The following is a 21,222-nucleotide window of genomic DNA, read 5'->3' as shown; positions in this document are numbered from 1 at the left end:
CGCGGTCGTCGTCGACTGGCGCCGGGCTGCGGCCGGCACGCGCGGCGCGCGGGTATGGCGGGATTGCCGGAGCCGTCCGGGCGACATCGCGCCGCTGAGCGCGGCGCAGTAATAAACCCCGCCCGTCAGCCCTCAAGAATCGCCTGCCGCTGACGTTATCCCTTCCAACCCTGCGGCAAGAACGCGTTGCCGGAACATCTACCCGCATCTTGCGGAGAGCCAAATGTCCGAACTATTCAGGAATATCGAAGCGCGCACACGGCTCGCCGGCACGAACAAGCTGGAGATCCTGCTGTTCACGCTCGGCGCCGACGCGCGCACCGGCCGCCGGGAGACTTTCGGCATCAACGTGTTCAAGGTGCGGGAAGTCATGCGCACGCCGGTCATCACCGCCGCGCCCGAGATGCCGGCGTCGGTCGAAGGGATGGTGAGCCTGCGCGGCGTGCTGGTGCCCGTCGTCGATCTCGCCCGCTACGCCGGCATAGGCGCCGAGGCGCGGCGCGACATCATGATCGTGACCGAATACAACGGCCACACCCAGGGTTTCCTCGTCGAGGCCGTCGACACGATCCTGCGGCTCGACTGGGCGCAGATGAGAGTTCCGCCGGACATGCTGACCGCGAACCTCGGCGGCCTGGTGACTGCCGTGACCGAGCTGCCCGGCGAGCGGCTCGTGATGATGCTCGATGTCGAGAAAGTGCTGTCGGAAACGACGACCCAGGACGATCCGTTGTTGTTCCGCGGGATCGAACCGCTCGACGACGTGGCGCAGACAGTCTATTTCGCCGACGACTCGTCGGTCGCGCGCAAGCAGATCGAACGCACGCTCGAAGCGCTCGGCGTGCCCTATGTCGGATCGATCAACGGCCGGGCGGCGTGGCAGGAACTCCAGAAAATCGCGATGCATGCCGAAGCGACGGGACGCAAGGTCAGGGAACTGGTCGGTCTCGTGCTCACCGATGTCGAAATGCCCGAAATGGACGGCTACATCCTGACGAAGATGATCAAATCCGATTCGCGCTTCGAGGGGGTCCCGGTTCTCATGCATTCGTCGTTGTCCGGGATGTCCAACCAGCAACTCGGGAAGTCCGTTGGGGTGGATGAATACGTCGCCAAATTCGAACCCCGTCGTCTCGCGCAGACCCTGCGCCGCCTGCTGATCGAGACCGGCGCCTCGTCCCCGGCATGCTGAGAGGGAGCACCGATATGTCGAGCTTCAATCGCGACGAGAGCGGCCTGCTGAACGTCGTCGATGGGCGCACCAGCCTCGCCGGTTCGAATCGCATGGAAATTCTGCTGTTTTCGCTCGGAACCGGCGAAACTTTCGGCATCAACGTGTTCAAGGTGCGCGAAGTCTGCACCGCGCCGTTCATCACGCGCACGCCGAACATGCCGGTTGGCGTCGAAGGGCTGATCTCGCTGCGCGGCAACGTGATCCCGGTCCTGTCGCTGGCGAAGATCCTCGGCCTTGCCCGGCCCGGCGCGCCGCTCGGCGGATCGATGATGGTGACCGAATACAGCAAGCGCACGCTCGGATTCCTCGTCGACAGCGTGGATCGCATCATTCGCGTCGAATGGGACAAGGTCCGCGCCCCGGACAACATTTCGAGCAATGTGCAAAGCTACATCACCGCGATCACCGAGTTGCCCGATGGCAAGCTCGTTTCGATCGTCGACGTCGAGACGGTGCTCGCGACGACGTTCGGCGACGCCGTGGTCGGGAACATCGCGCCGATCGCCGGCGGCCACGAATACGACATTTTCTTCGTCGACGACTCGGGTGTCGCGCGGCGCAAGATCGCCGAGGTACTCGACAAGCTCGGCGTCAAGCACAAGCATGCGGTCAATGGGCTCGAGGCCTGGACACGGCTGCAGGGCATCGCGGGGCACGCGCAGCAGTGCGGGCGCCAGGTCGGGGAAGAGCTCGACCTGATACTGGTCGATGCCGAAATGCCGCAGATGGACGGCTACGTGCTGACGCGCAACATCAAGGCCGATCCGCGCTTCAACGGCATCCCCGTCGTCATGCACTCGTCGTTGTCGTCGGAAGCGAACCGTGCTATGGGAAAACAGGTAGGCGTCGATGCATACGTGGCAAAATTCGACGCTGACGCGCTGGCCGATACGCTGCGCCCGCTGTTGTCGAAGGGGCGCTAGGTCGGGCCGGCTGCGAGACGAATACGGAGAACAGGATGTCCGACCCCAAGATGAAATTTCTCGTCGTCGACGATTTTTCGACCATGCGTCGCATCGTGCGCAACCTCCTCAAGGAACTCGGCTTCACGAACGTGGACGAGGCCGAGGACGGTGCAGTCGCGCTGCAGAAGCTCAACAGTTCGTCGTTCGACTTCGTCGTCACCGACTGGAACATGCCCAACATGGACGGCCTGACGCTGCTGCAGACGATCCGTCAGACACCTCAGCTGCGGCACCTGCCGGTGCTGATGGTCACTGCCGAAGCGAAAAAGGAAAACATCATCGCCGCGGCACAGGCGGGCGCGAGCGGCTACATCGTCAAACCGTTCACCGCGGCGACGATGGCCGAAAAGCTCGAGAAGATCTTCGAAAAAATTGGCAAGAAAGCGGTCGCCTGAATGGCGCCGGCTGAACGAATAGGGAATCCGATAATGGCGAAAAAGCTGAAGCTCGACGAGAGCGGTGATTCTGACGATCTGCAAGCCTTGTTCGACAGCATCGCTTCCGGTCCCGCGAAATCGGAGTTCAAGGTCGTTGCCGAGGCCGGTGGATCGAGCGGCGACGACGACGAACTGCAGTCCCTGTTCGATGCGGTCGCCGCGCAGTTCGAGGCTGCTGCGAGCTGCGCGCCGGCCCCGGAAAAAATCGACCCGCCGCCGGCACTCCCCGAACACAGCTGCGATGCGGTGTTCACGCGGATCGGCCAGATGACGCGCCAGGTGCACAACACGCTGCGCGGGCTCGGTTCGGACGGCCTGCTCCAGGATGCGGTGCAAGCGATTCCGGATGCCCGCGAGCGGCTCAGCTATATCGCGCAGATGACCGAACAGGCGGCAAGCCGGGTGCTGAACGCGACCGACATCGCCCAGCCGATACAGAACAGAATGCATGCCGATGCGCGAACCCTCGAGGCGCAGTGGGATCGACTGTTCGCGAACGAACTGTCGGTCGACGAGTTCAAGGCGCTGTCGGGCAGCACGCGGGATTTTCTCGGCGAAGTCATCAGGAGCAGCCGGGCGACGAACGAGCAGCTGATGGAAATCATGATGGCCCAGGATTTCCAGGACCTGACCGGGCAGGTCATCAAGAAGGTCGTCGATCTTGCACAGAAACTCGAAACCGAACTGCTCCAGGTGTTGCTCGAGGTGACGCCGCCGCAGATGCGGGGCGACCGGCACGGCAATCTCCTCAACGGCCCGGTGATCAGTTCCGCGGGGCGTGACGACATCGTGACGACCCAGGAGCAGGTCGACGACTTGCTCGACAGCCTCGGCTTCTGAACACCAAAGGGGACGGCGGGCACCCGCCGTTTGATACGGCGACAGGCCGCGCCGCGGCTTTCGTCCCGGCAGTCTGCAACGATAATGCGAGAACGTCATGAGTGACTTCGCGGGAATGGAAGATCTCCTGCAGGATTTCCTGATCGAGGCCGGGGACCTGCTGTCCGGCGTCGATAACAAGCTCGTCGACCTGGAGCGGGCTCCTGACGACCGCAGCTTGCTGAACGAGATATTCCGCGGCTTCCACACGATCAAGGGCGGAGCGGGTTTCCTCAATGCTGCCGAACTGGTGACGCTGTGCCACCTGACCGAGAACCTGTTCGACAATCTTCGCACCGGCGCAGTGCAGGTCACGCCCGAAGTCATGGACGTGATCCTCGAAGCCACGGGAACCGTGCGGACGATGTTTTCGCAGCTCGAACATAGCACCCGGCCCGCTGCGGCGGAACCGGCGCTGATTGCGCGCTTGAAGCACGCGATCGCAGGAGAACTCTCGGCGATGCCGCAGCCTCCCGTCGAGTCAGTGCCGGCGGGGCGTGCCGACGGCGCGCAGCGCGGGGAGCCGGACTGGGAAGCGCTGCACGGCGCGCTCACCGGTTCGCCGGCCCGCACGTCCGCAACGGTCGAACCCGCGGTGAATGTTGCCGCGCAGCCGGCCCGGCCGCCGGAGGAAGTCATCCACGCCGCGATCGGCCGGCGCGGGAACGACAGGCCCGACGCTGCTGCAGCGCCGGGCGGGCGCCGCGACATCGAGAGGCAGCGCGACAACTCGATTCGCGTCGACACGACGCGGCTCGACCAAGTGCTGAACCTGTCGGGCGAGATCGGTCTGACGAAGAACAGGCTCAACGCGCTGCGCAGCGACATCCTGAGCGGGCGCAACGATACCGAGACGCTGCATTCGCTCGATCTCGCAGTCAGCCAGCTCGATCTCCTCGTTTCGGACCTGCAGAACGCGGTGATGAAAACCCGCATGCAGCCGGTCGGCCGGCTGTTCCAGAAATACCCGCGGATCGCGCGCGACCTTGCACGGAACCTCGGCAAGGACGTCGAACTGGTGCTCGACGGCGAGGAAACCGAAATCGACAAGACGATGATCGAGGATCTGGCCGATCCGATCATCCATCTGATCCGCAACGCCGTCGACCATGGCGTCGAGGATCGGGCCGAACGCATCGCGAACGGCAAGCCGGAAAAGTCGGTCGTGCGTCTCGAGGCGCGCCAGGAAGGCGATCACATCATCCTGCTCGTCGCCGACGACGGGCGCGGCATGAGCCCCGAGCGACTGCGCGCGAAGGCGCTGGAGAAAGGTCTCATCACCGATGAGGAATCGAACGCGATGGACGAGCGCCAGAGTTTCAACCTGGTGTTTCTGCCCGGGTTCTCGATGGCGTCGCAGGTGTCGGACGTTTCGGGCCGCGGAGTCGGGATGGACGTCGTGCGGACGAACATCCAGAAGCTCAACGGCAGCATCGAGATCAAGTCGCAACTCGGCAAAGGCACCACTTTCGTCATCAGTCTGCCGCTGACGCTGGCGATCCTGCCGGTCCTGCTGGTGCGGCTGGGCGAGCAGCCGTTCGCGGTGCCGTTGTCGATGGTCCGGGAAATCCTGCCGATCGACATGCGCGAAGTCCAGGAAGTGGGCGGGCGCGCGACGATGGTGGTGCGCGGCGAAGTGCTGCCGATCCTGCCGTTGGCCGGCATGCTGGGCTGGCCGCTCGAGCGCCCGCCCGGTTACGGCGTGCTCATGCAGGCCGCGGAACTGTCGTTCATCCTCGCGATCGACAGCTTCGCCGGCCGCGAAGACGCTGTCATCAAGTCGCTCGACGATTTCAGGCCGAAAGGCGTCGCCGGCGTGACGACGCTTTCGAACGGCCAGATCGTGCTGATCCTCGACATGAAGGAACTGCTCGGCGGTTCCGGGGATTTCCGCGGCATGGCCCGTCTGGCGCTGAGCCCGGAGCACGCCGCCGCGGCCTGAGCCGGGCCCGCTGGTCGCCCCCCGCGGCTGCACGTGCAGGCCGGTCGCCGCTGGGCTTGCGTCGCCTCCTGCTGCTGCCTAGGATGAAACACGCATGGCCGTCGCCGTGCCGCGGGGAGGGGCGTCATGGCCGGCTTCGATTTCGGGTACTGGAGCAGTCTCGCGAAGCGGGATCCGGAGGCGTTCTTTCGCGCGCGCTCCGAAGCCATCGAACAGTTCATCGCGGCCCATCCGCCGGCCGAACGCGGCCGGCTACGCGAGCTGCAGCGCAGGATCGACTGCATTCGGGCGAGCGCCGGCAGCCCGCTGCTGGCCACTCGCGTGCTGGGCGCGATGATGACGAAGCGGCTGGAATTGCTCCAGCTGCAATGCGAGCGGCTGCGGGCGCTCGGCGAAGTACCGCAAGCGGTGCAGCCGCACTGCGGGACGAACGGCCCACGCCCGAAGCTCAGGCAGTGAGCTCGAGAAGTTCGGCAAAAGCTTCTTCGAACTGGCGCAGTCCTTCGTCCTGCAGACGCTTTCCCACCGCCGTCATGTCGATGCCGAGCCTTTCCAGTGCAGCGAGCTGCACTTCCGCTGCCTCGACATCCCGGTCGAGCGTGCGCGCGACCGTGCCGTGGTCGCGCAGCGCTGCGAGCGTCGCGTCGGGGAGCGTATTGACCGTCTCCGGCCCGATCAGCGGTTCGACGTACAGGAGGTCGCTGTACGCGGGATTCTTCGTCCCGGTGCTCGCCCAAAGCATGAACTGCGGCCGCGCGCCCGCGTTGCGCAGGGTAGCGAACGCGGCACCGTGGAAGCGCTCGCGATAACGCCGATACGCGAGCTTCGCCATCGCGACGGCGGATTTTCCGCGCAGCGCAAGCGCCGCGTCGCTGCCGATCTCGTCGAGCTGCCGGTCGAGCAGCGTGTCCACGCGGCTCAGGAACAGGCTCGCGACCGACATCACGCGTCCGACGTCGCCTCCCGCCTGCTGCCAGGCAGCGAGGCCGCGCAAATAAGCTTCGGCGACCGCGTCGACATGCGCCAGCGAGAACATCAGCGTCACGTTCACGCTCACGCCGCGCCCGGTGAGCTGTTCGATCGCTTCGAGGCCGGCGGCGGTCGCGGGCACCTTGATCAGCACGTTGTCACGCCCGACCGCGTGCTTCAGCCGCAGCCCGGCAGCGACGGTGCGCGCCGCGTCGTGCGCGAGCGCCGGGGACACTTCGAGACTCACGTAGCCGGCGTTGCCGCAGCTGTCGTCGAACACCGGGCGCAGCAGGTCGCAGGCGCGCTGCACGTCCGGGATCACGAGTCGCTCGTAGCGGGTTTCAGCGTCGATCGTTTCGCCCTTGAGGCGGGCGAGGTCTTCTTCGTAGTAGTGCCCGCCTGCGATCGCCTTGTGGAAGATCGCCGGATTGGTCGTGACGCCCGCGAGGCCGTCGGCGGCGACGAGCCGCGCGAGGTGCCCTTTGTTGAGAAGCGTGCGGGAAAGATTGTCGAGCCAGACCTGCTGGCCTTCGGCGCGTACGCGGAGCAAAGGATTCATGGAGGGCTGCGGAGAGGGGTTGTTCGAAGGTTCATTGTGCTATGAATCGTCGGTCGCCGAAAGCTCGCGCGACCCGTGCGGGACTCGTCTGACGGCCCCGGCGCCGGCGCGTGATCGCGTGGTCCCGCGGCAGCCGACCGCCGCCACTCACCCTGTTCCGGGCGAGGGCGGCTGCGCAGGGGTCGTTCAGATTGCCACGCCCGAAGCGTCGAAAAGGCCTTCGAACAGGATCGAACTGAGGTAGCGCTCGCCCGAGTCCGGCAGCACCACGACGATCGTCTTGCCGGCGTTCTCCGGTCGCTGGGCGACGCGGGCAGCCACTGCCACTGCGGCGCCGCACGAGATGCCGGAGAGGATCCCTTCCTCGCGTGCGAGCCGGCGTGCGTAGAGAACCGCGTCGTCGTTGCTGACCGTCTCGACCGCATCGATCAGCGACAGGTCGAGCACTTTCGGCACGAAGCCGGCGCCGAGTCCCTGGATCTTGTGCGGCCCCGGCTTGAGCGGTTCTCCGGCGCGCGTCTGCGTCAGCACCGGGCTCGCTTCGGGTTCGACGGCGACCGAGACGATCGGTTTGCCGCGCGTCTCCTTGAAGTAACGCGACACGCCGGTGATCGTCCCGCCGGTGCCGACGCCGGAAATGAAGATATCGACGTTGCCGTCGGTGTCGTTCCAGATCTCCGGACCTGTCGTCGACGCATGGATCGCTGGATTCGCGGGGTTGTTGAACTGTTGCAGCAGCACGTAGCGACCCGGGTCGGACGCGGCGATCTCCTCGGCTTTCGCGATCGCGCCGTTCATGCCCTGGGCCCCTTCGGTCAGCACCAGCTTCGCGCCGTACGCGACAAGGAGCTTGCGTCGCTCGACGCTCATCGTCTCGGGCATCGTCAGCGTGATCGGGATGCCGCGCGCGGCGGCGACGAACGCCAGCGCAATGCCGGTGTTGCCGCTCGTCGGCTCGACGATTTCCTTGCCGGGACCGAGCAGGCCGCGTTGTTCGGCGTCCCAGATCATCGCGGCGCCGATACGGCACTTCACCGAATAGGCCGGGTTGCGGCCTTCGATTTTCGCGAGGACGGTCGCCGCGGCGCCGTCGGTGACGCGGTTCAGTTTGACCAGGGGCGTCTTGCCGATCGACAAGGCGTTGTCGGAATACCAGTTCGACATGATCGGGCTCCATGAAAGAGTGGAATGAACGTTCTCGGTAACGGCCCATCCGGGGCGCGAGAGCCGGGACACGGTTCGACGAATGAATGAAAGCAGCTACGGACAGGAAGATTACGATAGTCGACGCCGGTTTAGCGAAGAACCTTTTCGATGACTCGTGAGTGCGAGGCAGGTGCGCCGGAAGCGGCTGGAGGGCGAATCCCCTGCTTTAGGGACCGCAACTCGCGCGATGCGCTTGCGCTCGGTGACCGCTGCCGGGGCCGGAACTGTGGGGGATGTCGAGCAGCGGCGCGAACGGGCCCTTTTCAGTGTCCGCGATCACACTCTCTTGCAGTCGGTCGAAATGGCAGACGGGTTTTTATCGTATCCTCGCGGCAGCCGGGCGGCACTTGCCCGACTCCGGCGTGCACGCACGCCGATCCCTACCGCATCTCGATGGATCCCGCAATGAAACTTCACCCCGTTATCCTGTCCGGCGGCTCCGGCACGCGTCTGTGGCCGCTGTCCCGCGAACAATATCCGAAACAGCTGCTGGCGCTGATCGGCGACGACACGATGCTGCAGCAGACGGCGCTTCGCCTCGCAGGGTTTTCCGGACGTCTGCCGGTGGCCGAACAGCCGCTCGTCGTGTGCAACGAGGAATACCGCTTCATCACGGCCGAGCAGATGCGGGCGGCAGGCTGCCCGACGAACCACATCCTGCTCGAACCCGTCGGACGCAACACTGCGCCGGCGCTGACGCTTGCCGCGCTGACGGTACGGCGCGACAGCGACGATGGGGTCTTGCTCGTGATGCCGGCCGATCACGTCATTCGTGACCGTGAGGCTTTCCACCGGGCGATCGACATCGGCATCGAAGCGGCGCTGGCCGGCGCGATGGTGACGTTCGGCATCGTGCCGGAGCGCGCCGAAACAGGCTACGGCTACATCCGCGTCGGTGACGAAGCGGGCTCCGGCATTCATGCGGTCGCGTCCTTCGTCGAGAAACCTGACGCCGAGACTGCGGCCGAGTACGTCGCGAGCGGCGCGTACCTGTGGAACAGCGGCCTGTTCATGGTCAAGGCCAGTGTCTGGCTGAAGGCGCTCCGGCATTTCAATCCGGAAATGCTGGCAGCATGCGAAGCGGCGCTCGGGACGGCCGGCTTCGATGCCGACTTCGTCAGGGTCGGCCGCGAGGCGTTCCAGGCCTGTCCATCGGATTCGATCGACTACGCAGTCATGGAGAAGCTCGCGGCGACGCCGGAACTGGGCATTGCCCCGCAGGTCGTGCCGATGTCGGTCGGGTGGTCGGATGTCGGTGCGTGGGATGCGCTGTGGACGCTCGCCGACAAGGACGACGACGGCAATTCCGGCCGCGGCGACGTGATGTTCGAAGCCACGACCGGGAGCCTTGTCCATGCGACGAGCCGGATGGTCGTGTGCCTCGGCGTCGAGGGACTGGTGATCGTCGAAACGCCCGATGCGGTGATGGTCGCGCGCAAGGACCAGACGCAGGATGTCAAGAAGATCGTCGCGCGGCTCAAGTCCGCCAGCCGCCCGCAGGCGCTGGCGCATCGCAAGATACATCGGCCGTGGGGCTGTTACGATTCGATCGACACCGGCGGCCGTTTCCAGGTCAAGCACATCGAGGTCAAGCCGGGGGCGTCGCTGAGCCTGCAGATGCACCATCATCGGGCGGAACACTGGATCGTCGTGCGCGGCACCGCCAGAGTCACGCGCGGCGACGAAACTTTCCTGCTGTCCGAGAACCAGTCGACCTACATTCCGCTGGGCGTCATGCATCGCCTCGAAAACCCGGGGAAGATGCTGCTGGAGATGATCGAGGTGCAGTCGGGCAGTTACCTGGGCGAAGACGACATCGTGCGCTTCGAGGATACGTACGGCCGGAGCTGACGAGGGGAAGGTCGATTGGCGGCGGAACGAACCTGTCCCCGCCTGCGGCTCCCGGCTGCCGCGGCGCTTACCAGAGCTGCCACCACGGCCGGGTGTCCTTCGGCCCGCCGGCGAAATAGACGCTGTTCGGGAAGTTCTTGCGCATCACGCGGTCGGCGTCGTCGCGCAGCTCGGTCATGCCGAGCGTGTCGTAGCTTTTCACCAGCACGAACAGCGCCTCTTCGGCAGCGGGTGCCTGGGGGTACGTCTCGATTGCCGTCCTGGCGCGGTTGACCGCGGCGACGTAGGCGCCGCGGCGGTAGTAGTAGCGCGCGACATGGACTTCGTGGGCGGCGAGCGAATTGACGAGGTATTGCATCCGCTGGCTCGCGTCTTCGGCATAGCGGCTTTCCGGGAAACGCTTGACGAGCTGGCCGAACGTGTCGAACGACTCCTGCGCGCCTTTCGGGTCGCGCTCGGAAAGATCCTGGTTGGACAGTCCCGCGAGCAGTCCGAGGTCTTCGTTGAACGTCGCGAGGCCTTTCAGATAGTAGGCGTAATCGGCATTCGGGTGATTCGGATGCAGCTTGATGAAGCGGTCCGCGGCGGCGATCGCCAGCGCCGGTTCGCCCGATTTGTACTGGGCGTAGGCGACCTCGATCTGGGCCTGCTGCGCATAGCGCCCGTACGGATAGCGCGCTTCGAGCTTTTCGAAGAGCTTGATCGCCTGCTCGTATGCCCCTTCGTTCATGAAGGTCTTGGCTTCGGAGTAGAGACGCTGCGCGTTCCAGCCCGCCGTCATGTCGATCTGTTCGGGCATCGAACCGCAACCACCAAGCAGCAGCGCGGCGATAACCGCTAAACTTCGAAAGGTGACCCTGGCCATCAAAAAGACTCGCGTGAATGAACCGGACGATTATAGCCCACAGGATGCGGCGCCTTTGCACCACCGATTGACGATTCCGGCCGAGTGCGCCGGGTTGCGCCTCGATCAGGCGCTCGCGCGGCTGTTTCCGTCCCATTCGCGCAGCCGCCTGCAGGGGTGGCTGAAGTCCGGCCGGGTGAGTCTCGACGGCGATCAGCCCGATGCCAAGTTCAAGGTCTGGGGCGGAGAGTCGCTCGAGGTCGATACAGCTCCGCCCCCTGAAGCCGCTGCCGAAGTGCCCGAAGACATTCCGCTCGTGGTCGTGCACGAAGACGAGGAAATCCTCGTCATCGACAAGCCGGTCGGGCTGGTGGTCCATCCCGGCAGCGGAAACTGGAGCGGCACGCTCCTGAACGCGCTGCTGCATCACGCGCCGCAACTGGCGGCCGTGCCACGGGCTGGGATCGTCCACCGGCTCGACAAGGACACCAGCGGCCTGCTGGTCGTCGCGAAGACGCTGGAAAGCCAGACCGCCCTCGTGCGCCAGCTGCAGGCGCGCACCGTCAGGCGGCACTACCTTGCGCTGGTGCACCGCTTCGTCGCGGGGCCGGGCGTCGTCGATGCGCCGATCGGCCGCCACCCGACCCAGCGGACGCGGATGGCGGTCGTGCAGCCGGGCCGATCCGCCGCGACCCGCTATCGCCCGCGCGAGCGCTTTGCCCGCGCGACGCTCGTCGAGTGCCAGCTCGAGACCGGCCGCACGCACCAGATCCGCGTCCACATGGCGCACATCGGCCATCCGCTCGTCGGCGACGCGACCTATGGATTGCGCCGCAGCGGCAGTCCGGTGCTCGACGCGTTCGGGCGGCAGGCGTTGCACGCTTTCCGGCTCGGCCTGCTGCATCCGGCAAGTGGCGCGGAGATGACTTGGGAATCGCCGCTGCCGGACGATTTCGAAGCGCTGCTCGCGAGTCTGCGCGAGGAATCCGCGTCGTGACGGCGGACTGGATCGAGCCGGACTGGCCGGCCCCGCCGCATGTCCGCGGGCTCGTGACGACGCGCAACGGCGGGGTCAGCACGGGACCGTACGCGAGCATGAACCTCGCCCTGCACGTCGGGGATTCGGTCGCGGACGTGCAACGCAATCGGGCCCTGCTTCGGAAGTGCCTGCCCGACGAGCCGGCGTGGCTCGAGCAGGTGCATGGCATCGCGGTTACCGACGCCGACGGCATCGGCGCCCCGGCCCGCGCCGATGCGTCGGTCGCGACGCGGTCCGGCGCGGTGTGCGCGGTGATGACGGCCGATTGTCTCCCGGTGCTTTTCTGCAATGACGAAGGCAGCGTTGTCGCAGCAGCCCATGCGGGATGGCGCGGTCTTGCCGCAGGGGGGCTGGATGCGACGCTGGCACGCATGGGCGTACCGGCTGCGACCGTGATGGCATGGCTGGGGCCGGCGATCGGGCCAGCCGCTTTCGAAGTTGGCGAGGAAGTTCGCGAGGCATTCGTCGCGGCCGATCCAGCCACCGCGATCGCCTTTCGGCCCGCCGCCGGGGCCGGCAAGTGGATGGCGGATCTGTTTTTGCTCGCGCGCCTGCGTCTGGCCCGGCTAGGGGTGTCGCGGACGTACGGCGGGGGCATCTGCACCTATGCCGAACGGGATCGTTTTTTTTCCTACCGGAGGGAGGGTATCACGGGGCGCTTTGTGTCAATGGTATGGTTGGCACCTTAGCCCGGACGCATGATCGGTACTATTGATCGGGGGTGGAGTCGGCATCGTCGGCGCGTGTTTCTTCGGCGCTGCGGCTCTTGCGTGCGTTGCGGCGCCGTGCCGGCGTCCCGAACAGCCAGAGAAAAAGGGCTAGCGGTCCGACCCCCCAGAATATGAAAGTGAGCACGCCGCCAATCACCGTGGTGTCGGAAATGGCAGCAAGCAGAACCACGTATGACCACGCGATGGCGACAATGTACATGATTGCCGATTCTACCCGGCTTGTGCCCGCGGCCCCATGCCCGGCAAGCAGCGTGGAAGGACGGCACACCACCAGGGTCACCGGGACATGCCCGCAAGCAGCCCGGACCCCTGCCTCAGGAGGGGCGGATGTCTGATTCGGAAGACAAGCAGGCGAACGCAGCGGTTCAGGGAATGCTGCAGTTCGGCCAGGCCATGATGCAGAACTTCTTCGACGCCGTGGGGCGTCAGCAGGCTGCGATGCAGGACAACTCGGGCGCAACGGTGCAGCGTCTTCCGTTGCCCGAAGCGGAGGAACTCGGCCGCATGCAACAGCAGTTCGCGGAGCGGCACGCGGCCTTGTGGTCGACGCTGCTGCAGCGCAAGCCCGGCGAGCAGGCGGCGCCGATCGTCGAACCGCCGCCTGGCGACCGCCGGTTTTCGTCGCCGGAATGGGCATCGAGTCCGGTGTTCGATTACGTCCGGCAGGCATACCTGTTGAACTCCGAATTCCTCAAGGAGGTGTCCGACGCGCTGCCGATGGCCGACGGACGGGCCAAGTCGAGAGTGCAGTTCCTCACGCGGCAGTATATCGATGCGCTGGCGCCGTCGAACTTCGCGGCAACCAATCCCGAATTCATCAAAACGGCCGTCGAGACCAAGGGTGAAAGCATCACGAAAGGGCTGAAGAACCTGATCGCGGATCTCGAAAAAGGGCGCATTTCGATGACCGACGAGGCGGCATTCGAAGTCGGCCGCAATCTGGCCGTCACGCCGGGCGCGGTCATCCACGAGAACGAGCTCGTTCAACTGATCCAGTATGCGCCGCTCACCGACAAGGTCGCGCAGGTCCCGCTGCTGATCGTTCCGCCGAGCATCAACAAGTATTACGTGCTGGATCTGCAGCCGGAAAATTCGCTCGTGCGCTTCGCCGTCGAGCAGGGTTTCACGGTGTTCCTCGTGTCGTGGAAGAACGTCGGGCCGGAGGGCGGGCATTTCACGTGGGACGATTACGTCGACAAAGGCGTGCTGACCTCGCTCGACGTCGTGCGCGCGGTGACGCGCGTCAAAAAGCCCAACGCGCTCGGCTTCTGCGTCGGCGGCACGATCCTGTCGGCAGCGCTGGCGGTCGCGCGCGGCCGCGGCGAGGAGCCGGTCGAGAGCGTCACCTTGATGACGACGCTGCTCGATTTCGCCGATGCGGGGGAACTCGCCTGCCTCGTCGACGAAGCGAGCGTCGCGGCGCGCGAAGCGGCGATCGGCAAAGGCGGGCTGCTCAAGGGGCAGGAGCTCGCCAACGTCTTTTCCTCGCTGCGCGCCAACGACCTGATCTGGCAGTACGTCGTCGGCAACTATCTGAAAGGCAGCACGCCGCCGCCGTTCGACCTGCTGTACTGGAACTCGGACAGCACGAACCTGCCGGGACCGTTCCTGACGTGGTACTTGCGCAACATGTACCTCGAAAACAACCTCCGCGTGCCGGGCAAGCTCAAAGTGCTCGGGGTCAAGGTCGATCTCGGCAGGGTCGATGTGCCGGCCTACCTGCTCGCGACTCGCGAGGACCACATCGTGCCGTGGAAAGGCGCCTACCTGTCGCGCGGTCTGCTCGGAGGCGAGACGACTTTCGTGCTCGGGGCGAGCGGGCATATCGCCGGAGCGATCAATCCCGCGTCCAAGAATCGCCGCAGCTTCTGGGTCAATCCTTCCACCGCAGCCGACCCCGACGAATGGCTGGAGGGTGCCGCCGAACGCAAGGGCAGCTGGTGGCTGCACTGGATCGAGTGGCTGAAGCTGCGCGGCGGCAAGCAGGTGGCGGCGCGCGCGCGCCTCGGCAATGCGACGTACAAGCCGACCGAACCGGCGCCGGGCCGATACGTCAAGGAAAAAGCCTGAACACGCGATAGCGGACAAGAAGAATCAGCCCGCGGCAGCGGTTACGGGGGGCGTTGCCGGGCATTGTTACAGACCCTTCGAGAGACGAAACGGGAGAGGAGTTAGAAGATGGCAAGAGTTGCACTGGTAACGGGAGGCATGGGTGGCCTGGGCGAAGCGGTGTGCATCAAGCTCGCGGCGCTGGGCTACCGGGTGGTGACCACACATTCGCCGGGTAACGCGAAAGCCGGCGAATGGCTGCAGACGATGAACAACATGGGTTACGGCTTCCGTGCCTTTCCCTGCGACGTGTCGGATTTCGATTCGGCGCGGAGCTGCGTCGAAATCGTGACGAAGGAGGTCGGCCCGGTGGACGTGCTGGTCAATAACGCCGGCATCACCCGCGACATGACGTTCCGCAAGATGACCAAGGCGGACTGGGATGCGGTGATCTCGACCAACCTCGACAGCGTGTTCAACATGACCAAGCAGGTCATGGACGGAATGGTCGAGCGCAAGTGGGGGCGGGTCATCAACGTGTCGTCGGTGAATGGCCAGAAGGGCGCGTTCGGCCAGACCAACTACTCCGCGGCCAAGGCGGGGATGCACGGCTTCACGAAAGCGCTGGCACTGGAAGTGGCTCGTTCCGGCGTCACCGTCAACACGATCTCGCCGGGCTATATCGGCACCAAGATGGTGATGGCGATCCCGCAGGAGATTCTCGATACCAAGATCCTGCCGCAGATTCCGGTGGCGCGCCTGGGCAAGCCGGAAGAAATCGCGGGGCTGGTGGCCTACCTGTCGTCCGAGGAAGCGGCGTTCGTCACGGGCGCCAATATCTCGATCAACGGCGGCCAGCACATGTTCTGAGCCACGCGCGCAAGGCTCGCTGACGGCGTGTTCCGGCACAAGGAGCACGCCGTTTTTACTTATTGCATTGCAGCATCATGCAGCGAATGTGCTTATAATCTTCCCGCTCGTGGTACCCGCCTCCCGGGTGCCGCCTGTCAGCCAACCGAAGAGCGGGGCAGCCGACGAAGGCGCGACTGCCTGTGATTCCTCATCACCCAATAGCAGCAAGAGGATTGCAAATGAATCAGAAAGTCGCACTCGTCACCGGCGCCATGGGCGGTCTGGGTACCGCGATCTGCCAGGCGCTGGCAAAGGACGGAATGAAGGTCGTGGCCAATTGTCTCCCCGGCTTCCCGCAGAAGGATGAGTGGCTGGGACGGCAGAAGGAGCTCGGCTTCGATTTCATCGCTGCCGAAGGCGACGTGTCCGACTATGACTCCTGTCGAGCTATGGTGGCGAAGATCGAGGCCGACGTCGGCGCGATCGACGTGCTGGTGAACAACGCCGGCATCACCCGCGACAAGTTCTTCCCGAAGATGGAAAAGGCGCAGTGGGATGCGGTCATCAACACCAATCTCAACAGCCTCTTCAACGTCACCCACCACATCTCGCCGAAGATGGCAGAGCGGGGCTACGGGCGGATCATCAATATTTCTTCGGTGAACGGCGTCAAGGGCCAGGCCGGCCAGGCGAACTACTCGACCGCGAAGGCGGGCGTGCTGGGGTTCACCAAAGCGCTTGCCGCGGAACTTGCGACGAAAGGCGTGACCGTCAATGCGATCGCGCCGGGCTACATCGGCACCGAGATGGTGATGGCGATCCGCGAAGACATCCGCCAGGGCATCATCGACAGCGTCCCGATGAAGCGCCTGGGCAAGCCGGAAGAAATCGGCGCCCTGTGCTCCTACCTGTCTTCCGACCTGGCCGGTTACGTTACCGGGGCGACGATCAACATCAACGGCGGCCTCCACATGTGCTGATGCAGCATCCGAAGTCTGCGGATGATTGCGAACCCCGCCGAATGGCGGGGTTTTTCTTTCGGCAGCGCGGTATAATTTTTTTACAGAGCGGAATCGACCGCCGTCGAGGAGAAAAGCGAATATGGCCGAGCAAGGGCGCCTGATCAAGAAGTATCCGAATCGCCGTTTGTACGATACCCGGACCAGTTCGTACATCACGCTGGCCGACGTCAAGGAACTGGTGCTCAGCCGCGAAGAATTTCAGGTGGTCGATGCAAAAACCACCGAGGATCTGACGCGCAGCATCCTGCTCCAGATCATCCTCGAAGAAGAAGCCGGCGGCGCGCCGATGTTCACCAGCGATCTTCTCGCCCACATGATCCGCTTCTACGGCAACGCCACGCAGGGAATGATGGGGAAGTACCTCGAGAACAACATCAAGGCCTTTACCGAAATGCAGGGAAAGCTGCAGGAACAGGCGCAGGCGATCTATGGCGAGAACAGCCCGATCAGCCAGGACCTGTGGGCGCAGTTCCTGAATTTCCAGGGCCCTGCGCTGCAAAGCGTGATGGGCACCTACGTCGAGCAGAGCAAGAAGATGTTCTCCCAGATGCAGGAACAGATCGAGAGCCAGACCCGCAACATCTTCACCGGATTCCCGTTCCCCAGCTACGCTCCTGCGGGCAAGGACGAGACGGCTGCGAAAACGGCCACCGAAACCGAGACGCCGGCAGAAAAACCCACGGCGAAGGGCGGCCGCGCCGCCCAGAAATAAGGCGAACCCGCCCGCGGCCATTCGTGGGCCGCACAGGGATTCGACAGAGAGCATGAACCAGCACAAATCCCAGCGCGTACCGCGCGTCGGCTTCGTATCCCTCGGTTGCCCCAAGGCCACGGTCGATTCCGAACATATCCTGACGCGCCTGCGTGCAGAAGGCTACGACCTTTCCGGCAGCTACGATGACGCGGACCTCGTCGTCGTCAATACCTGCGGCTTCATTGATGCCGCAGTCGAGGAGTCCCTCGACGCCATCGGTGAGGCGCTCGCCGAAAACGGCAAGGTGATCGTCACGGGGTGCCTCGGAGCCAAGGACGACGTCATCCTTGCGGCCCACCCCCAGGTGCTGGCGGTGACAGGCCCGCACGCGACCGACGCGGTGATGAAGGCCGTACACCAGCATCTGCCGAAACCGCACGATCCGTTTACCGATCTCATCCCGCCCCAGGGAATCCGGCTGACTCCCGCGCATTACGCATACCTCAAGATATCGGAGGGCTGCAACCACCGCTGCAGCTTCTGCATCATTCCGTCGATGCGCGGCGACCTCGTCAGCCGTCCGATCCATGAAGTCATGCGCGAGGCCGAATCGCTCGTCGATTCGGGAGTGAAGGAACTCCTCGTGATCTCGCAGGACACCAGCGCGTATGGTGTCGACGTGAAATATCGTACCGGCTTCTGGAACGGCCGTCCGCTCAAGACTCGGCTGATCGACCTGGCGAATGCGCTCGGCGAACTCGGGGTATGGGTGCGGATGCACTACGTCTATCCGTATCCGAGCGTCGATGAACTGATTCCGCTGATGGCCGAGGGCAAGATCCTGCCGTATCTGGATGTGCCCTTCCAGCATGCCAGTCCGCGCATCCTCAAGGCGATGAAGCGTCCCGGGAATGTCGAAAACGTCCTCGAACGGATCCGCAAGTGGCGCAGCATTTGCCCGGACCTGACGATCCGCTCGACCTTCATCACCGGCTTCCCCGGTGAAACCGATGAAGATTTCGAGCAGCTGCTCCGTTTCCTCGAAGAGGCGCAGCTCGATCGCGTCGGTGCCTTCGCCTATTCGCCTGTCGAAGGTGCTGCCGCGAATCTGCTGGCCGATCCGGTGCCCGACGAGATTCGCGAGGAACGGCGGATGCGCCTGATGGAGTTCCAGGAAGACATCTCGACGCAGCGCCTCGAACGCTGGATCGGGCGCGACATCACCGTGCTCGTCGAGGAAGTCGACGATGAAGGCGCGGTTGCCCGCTCGGGCAGTGATGCCCCCGAAGTGGACGGGCTCGTCATCATCCCGGATGGCGACGGTCTCGTTCCCGGCGAATTCGCCCAAGTGCGCGTCACCGACTGCGACGTGCACGATCTTTACGCCGCGCCGCTCCCGTGATGTCCTGTTAGCGTCATGTACGAAACAGCGCTCCCGTGCGCGCCCGGCAGCAGCCCGGTCATCGGTCTGGCGCTGGGGAGCGGTGCGGCGCGAGGCTGGGCGCACCTGGGCGTCCTGCAAGCGCTGGCGCGCGAAGGAATCGAGCCGCAGGTGATCTGCGGATGTTCGATCGGCGCGTTTGTCGGCGCCGCGATGGCGGCGGGGGATCTCACGAAGCTCACCGAATGGGCGCAGTCGCTGAAATGGCAGGATGTCGTTTCGCTGCTCGACGTCAGCCTGAGGGGCGGACTGATCCGCGGACAGAAGCTCATCCAGTTTTTCGAGCGCAAGTTCGTCGATCGGGATTTTTCCGAACTCCAGCGCTCCTTTGCGTGCGTCGCCACCGAACTGGAAACCGGACGGGAGATCTGGCTGCGGGAAGGAAGCGTTTCGGCCGCCGTGCGTGCCTCGATCGCGCTTCCCGGGCTGTTCACGCCGGTCATCCACAACGGCCGCCTGCTCGTCGACGGCGGCCTCGTCAACCCGGTGCCGGTTTCGCTGTGCCGCGCGATGGGCGCCGATGTCGTGATCGCAGTCGATCTGGGGTCGGACATGATCGGAAAATCCTGGCGTCCGGCGCCGGCCGAGGCCGAAACCGGTATCGGCTGGACGGAGCGCCTGTTCGGACGCCTGGGCTTTTTCGGCAGCGGCGGGAACGGTGAGCCGGGAAACGGTCAGAATCCGTTGCGTGAGGCCAACCTGCCCTCGCTGCTGACCGTCCTCACGAGCAGCATCAACATCATGCAGGTGCGTATCGCGCGCAGCCGGCTTGCCGGCGAGCCGGCCGATGTGCAGATCTCTCCGCGCCTGGGCCACTTGGGGCCGATGGATTTTCATCGGGCTGCGGAGGCCATTGCCGAAGGAGAGGCGGCCGTCGAACGGATGCTGCCGACGTTGCGATACTGCCTGGGGCCTCGCTGAACGGGAGTTGCCGGATATGAACGAGTTGCTACGCACGCTCGCGGCTGTCGTCGGGGCGCCGCATGTGCTCACCGACCCCGCGTCGATGGCGCCTCACCTGACCGACTGGCGCGGGCGCTACACGGGAGCCGCGCTGGCGGTCGTCAAGCCCGCCGCGACCGCCGAAGTCGCGGCAGTGATGCGCGCGTGTGCGGCGGCCGACGTCGCGATGGTCCCGCAAGGCGGAAATACCGGCCTGTGCGGTGGCGCGACCCCACTGCCGGACGGGCAGACGGTGGTCATCAACCTGTCACGCATGAATCGCATCCGCGCCGTCGATCCCGCCAACAATGCGTTGATCGCCGAAGCGGGCTGCACCCTTGCCGCCGTTCAGCAGGAAGCGGCAGCGGTCGATCGGCTTTTCCCGCTGTCGCTCGCTTCGGAGGGGAGTTGCGAGATCGGCGGGAATTTATCGACGAACGCCGGCGGCGTCCAGGTGCTGCGTTACGGCAACATGCGAGACCTGGTGCTCGGCGTCGAAGTCGTCCTGCCTGACGGCCGCGTATGGGACGGGCTGAGGACCTTGCGCAAGGACAACACCGGCTATGACCTGAAGCAGCTGTTCATCGGCGCGGAAGGCACTCTCGGCATCGTCACCGCGGCGGCGCTCAAGCTCTTTCCGCGCATGCGCAGCCGTGCGACGGCCTGGGTCGCGGTACCCGACCCTGCGGCAGCCGTGACGCTTCTCGCCCGGCTGAGGAACGCCGGGGGCGACCGGGTGACGGCGTTCGAAATCGTCGGCCGCCCGGCGCTCGATCTGGTGTTGAAGCACTTCCCCGGCGCGCGGTCGCCGCTTGCCGACCCGGGGGCATGGGCGGTGCTCGTGGAGTTGTCGGACGCTTTCGTCGATGCCCCGCTCGGGGCAATGCTCGAGCGGGCGCTCGCCGAAGCGCTGGACGAGGGGCTCGTGCTCGATGCGGCGGTCGCCTCGAGCCTGGCGCAGGCCGAAACCCTGTGGGCATTGCGCGAAAACGTCTCGGAAGCGCAACGGCTCGAAGGTGTCAGCATCAAGCACGACATCTCGGTTCCGGTAAGCAGGATTCCGGAGTTTCTCGAACGGGCAGACGCCGCCCTCTTCGCCGTATGGCCGGATGCGCGCATCGTTGCCTTCGGCCATATTGGCGACGGGAACCTGCACTACAACCTGTCGAAGCCGGACGCCCAGGAAAACGCCCATTTCGTCGCGAGAACCGAGGAAGTCAATCGCCTCGTTCACGATGTCGTCGACCAGCTCGGGGGCTCGATATCCGCCGAGCACGGTCTCGGCCAGCTCAAGCGCGTCGAGGTCCGGCGCTACAAATCTGAAGTCGAGCTGGACTTGATGCGGGCGGTAAAGGAAAGCCTCGATCCACGCGGTTTGATGAATCCCGGCAAGGTTTTGTGAGATGCAAAGATAATCGCAATTCGGGGTTTACAGTGTCATTGGGTGGCCCTATAATGCGCGCTCTTTCGGGTCAGGGGGTATAGCTCAGCTGGGAGAGCGCTTGCATGGCATGCAAGAGGTCAGCGGTTCGATCCCGCTTACCTCCACCAACCGAAGAAAGCGAC

The 21,222-nt window shown here is 64.8% G+C and carries 20 protein-coding genes and 1 tRNA gene; 17 read left to right on the top strand and 4 right to left on the bottom strand.

Going from position 1 to position 21,222, the window contains the following annotated elements; all coding sequences use genetic code 11:
* Window positions 1-223: 223 nt before the first annotated feature.
* The 6 genes from PA01_17350 (at window position 224) to PA01_17325 (ending at window position 5,916) form a co-directional block, all read left to right on the top strand.
* On the top strand, window positions 224-1,192 hold the full coding sequence (locus tag PA01_17350; GenBank protein KON80169.1) for a chemotaxis protein: 969 nt from the start codon (window positions 224-226) through the stop codon (window positions 1,190-1,192).
* Between the two features lie 14 nt (window positions 1,193-1,206).
* Entirely contained in the window at window positions 1,207-2,157 is a 951-nt protein-coding gene (locus PA01_17345) for a chemotaxis protein (protein ID KON80168.1), read from the top strand.
* A gap of 35 nt (window positions 2,158-2,192) precedes the next feature.
* Window positions 2,193-2,594 (top strand): chemotaxis response regulator CheY, encoded by a 402-nt coding sequence (cheY, locus tag PA01_17340; GenBank protein KON80167.1) that lies wholly within the window; start codon window positions 2,193-2,195, stop codon window positions 2,592-2,594.
* Between the two features lie 33 nt (window positions 2,595-2,627).
* Window positions 2,628-3,476: a protein phosphatase CheZ gene (gene cheZ / locus PA01_17335; GenBank protein KON80166.1), complete on the top strand. Its 849-nt coding sequence runs from the start codon at window positions 2,628-2,630 to the stop codon at window positions 3,474-3,476.
* 97 nt (window positions 3,477-3,573) lie between these two features.
* Window positions 3,574-5,457, top strand: a complete 1,884-nt coding sequence (locus tag PA01_17330) for a chemotaxis protein CheA (GenBank protein KON80165.2) — start codon at window positions 3,574-3,576, stop codon at window positions 5,455-5,457.
* 126 nt (window positions 5,458-5,583) lie between these two features.
* Complete coding sequence (locus tag PA01_17325; protein KAI5912363.1) at window positions 5,584-5,916, top strand: DUF3135 domain-containing protein; 333 nt, start codon at window positions 5,584-5,586, stop codon at window positions 5,914-5,916.
* On the opposite strand, the gene tal is transcribed toward PA01_17325, so the two are convergent.
* Complete coding sequence (gene tal / locus PA01_17320) at window positions 5,906-6,985, bottom strand: transaldolase (GenBank protein KON80164.1); 1,080 nt, start codon at window positions 6,983-6,985, stop codon at window positions 5,906-5,908. The genes PA01_17325 and tal overlap by 11 nt on opposite strands.
* Before the next feature lie 186 nt (window positions 6,986-7,171).
* Window positions 7,172-8,149, bottom strand: coding sequence for a cysteine synthase A (cysK, locus tag PA01_17315; GenBank protein KON80163.1), 978 nt, complete (start codon window positions 8,147-8,149; stop codon window positions 7,172-7,174).
* Window positions 8,150-8,596: 447 nt separating this feature from the next.
* Here cysK and PA01_17310 point away from each other — a divergent pair, with 447 nt between their 5' ends.
* Window positions 8,597-10,042 carry a mannose-1-phosphate guanylyltransferase/mannose-6-phosphate isomerase gene (locus PA01_17310; protein KON80162.1) on the top strand — a complete coding sequence of 482 codons (1,446 nt, stop codon included), beginning with the start codon at window positions 8,597-8,599 and terminating at the stop codon, window positions 10,040-10,042.
* A gap of 67 nt (window positions 10,043-10,109) precedes the next feature.
* Here PA01_17310 and PA01_17305 read toward each other — a convergent pair whose 3' ends face one another.
* A complete protein-coding gene (locus PA01_17305) occupies window positions 10,110-10,907 on the bottom strand; it encodes an outer membrane protein assembly factor BamD (GenBank protein ID KON80161.1) in 798 nt (265 codons plus the stop codon).
* Window positions 10,908-10,920: 13 nt separating this feature from the next.
* On the opposite strand from PA01_17305, the gene rluD reads away from it, so the two are divergent.
* Complete coding sequence (gene rluD, locus PA01_17300) at window positions 10,921-11,883, top strand: 23S rRNA pseudouridine(1911/1915/1917) synthase RluD (GenBank protein ID KON80160.2); 963 nt, start codon at window positions 10,921-10,923, stop codon at window positions 11,881-11,883.
* The gene (gene pgeF, locus PA01_17295) at window positions 11,880-12,614 is read left to right on the top strand and encodes a peptidoglycan editing factor PgeF (GenBank protein KON80159.1); all 735 of its coding nucleotides are present in this window, start codon (window positions 11,880-11,882) and stop codon (window positions 12,612-12,614) included. The genes rluD and pgeF overlap by 4 nt, the downstream gene beginning before the upstream one ends.
* A 19-nt stretch (window positions 12,615-12,633) precedes the next feature.
* Here pgeF and PA01_17290 read toward each other — a convergent pair whose 3' ends face one another.
* Window positions 12,634-12,855 (bottom strand): hypothetical protein, encoded by a 222-nt coding sequence (locus PA01_17290; protein ID KON80419.1) that lies wholly within the window; start codon window positions 12,853-12,855, stop codon window positions 12,634-12,636.
* Window positions 12,856-12,983: 128 nt separating this feature from the next.
* Here PA01_17290 and phaC point away from each other — a divergent pair, with 128 nt between their 5' ends.
* The 8 genes from phaC to PA01_17250 all read left to right on the top strand — a co-directional run bounded on the left by phaC (window position 12,984) and on the right by PA01_17250 (window position 21,207).
* Window positions 12,984-14,726 (top strand): class I poly(R)-hydroxyalkanoic acid synthase, encoded by a 1,743-nt coding sequence (gene phaC / locus PA01_17285; GenBank protein ID KON80158.1) that lies wholly within the window; start codon window positions 12,984-12,986, stop codon window positions 14,724-14,726.
* Window positions 14,727-14,834: 108 nt separating this feature from the next.
* A complete protein-coding gene (phbB, locus tag PA01_17280; GenBank protein ID KON80157.1) occupies window positions 14,835-15,575 on the top strand; it encodes an acetoacetyl-CoA reductase in 741 nt (246 codons plus the stop codon).
* 221 nt (window positions 15,576-15,796) lie between these two features.
* Window positions 15,797-16,537 carry a beta-ketoacyl-ACP reductase gene (locus PA01_17275; GenBank protein ID KON80156.1) on the top strand — a complete coding sequence of 247 codons (741 nt, stop codon included), beginning with the start codon at window positions 15,797-15,799 and terminating at the stop codon, window positions 16,535-16,537.
* A gap of 121 nt (window positions 16,538-16,658) precedes the next feature.
* Window positions 16,659-17,291 (top strand): polyhydroxyalkanoate synthesis repressor PhaR, encoded by a 633-nt coding sequence (phaR, locus tag PA01_17270; protein ID KON80155.1) that lies wholly within the window; start codon window positions 16,659-16,661, stop codon window positions 17,289-17,291.
* 52 nt (window positions 17,292-17,343) lie between these two features.
* Entirely contained in the window at window positions 17,344-18,675 is a 1,332-nt protein-coding gene (gene rimO, locus PA01_17265; protein KON80154.1) for a 30S ribosomal protein S12 methylthiotransferase RimO, read from the top strand.
* Window positions 18,676-18,690: 15 nt separating this feature from the next.
* The gene (gene rssA, locus PA01_17260; GenBank protein KON80153.1) at window positions 18,691-19,635 is read left to right on the top strand and encodes a patatin-like phospholipase RssA; all 945 of its coding nucleotides are present in this window, start codon (window positions 18,691-18,693) and stop codon (window positions 19,633-19,635) included.
* A gap of 16 nt (window positions 19,636-19,651) precedes the next feature.
* Window positions 19,652-21,058, top strand: a complete 1,407-nt coding sequence (locus PA01_17255) for an FAD-binding oxidoreductase (protein ID KON80152.1) — start codon at window positions 19,652-19,654, stop codon at window positions 21,056-21,058.
* A 73-nt stretch (window positions 21,059-21,131) separates the two neighbouring features.
* A tRNA-Ala gene (locus PA01_17250) sits at window positions 21,132-21,207 on the top strand.
* The last annotated feature ends 15 nt before the right edge of the window (window positions 21,208-21,222 follow it).

Origin of the sequence: Azoarcus sp. PA01 (assembly GCA_001274695.2) — a bacterium.
Lineage (GTDB): Bacteria > Pseudomonadota > Gammaproteobacteria > Burkholderiales > Rhodocyclaceae > Aromatoleum.
The sequence above is the reverse complement of the archived record's forward strand: the minus strand, read 5'-3'. Positions and strand labels throughout refer to the sequence as shown.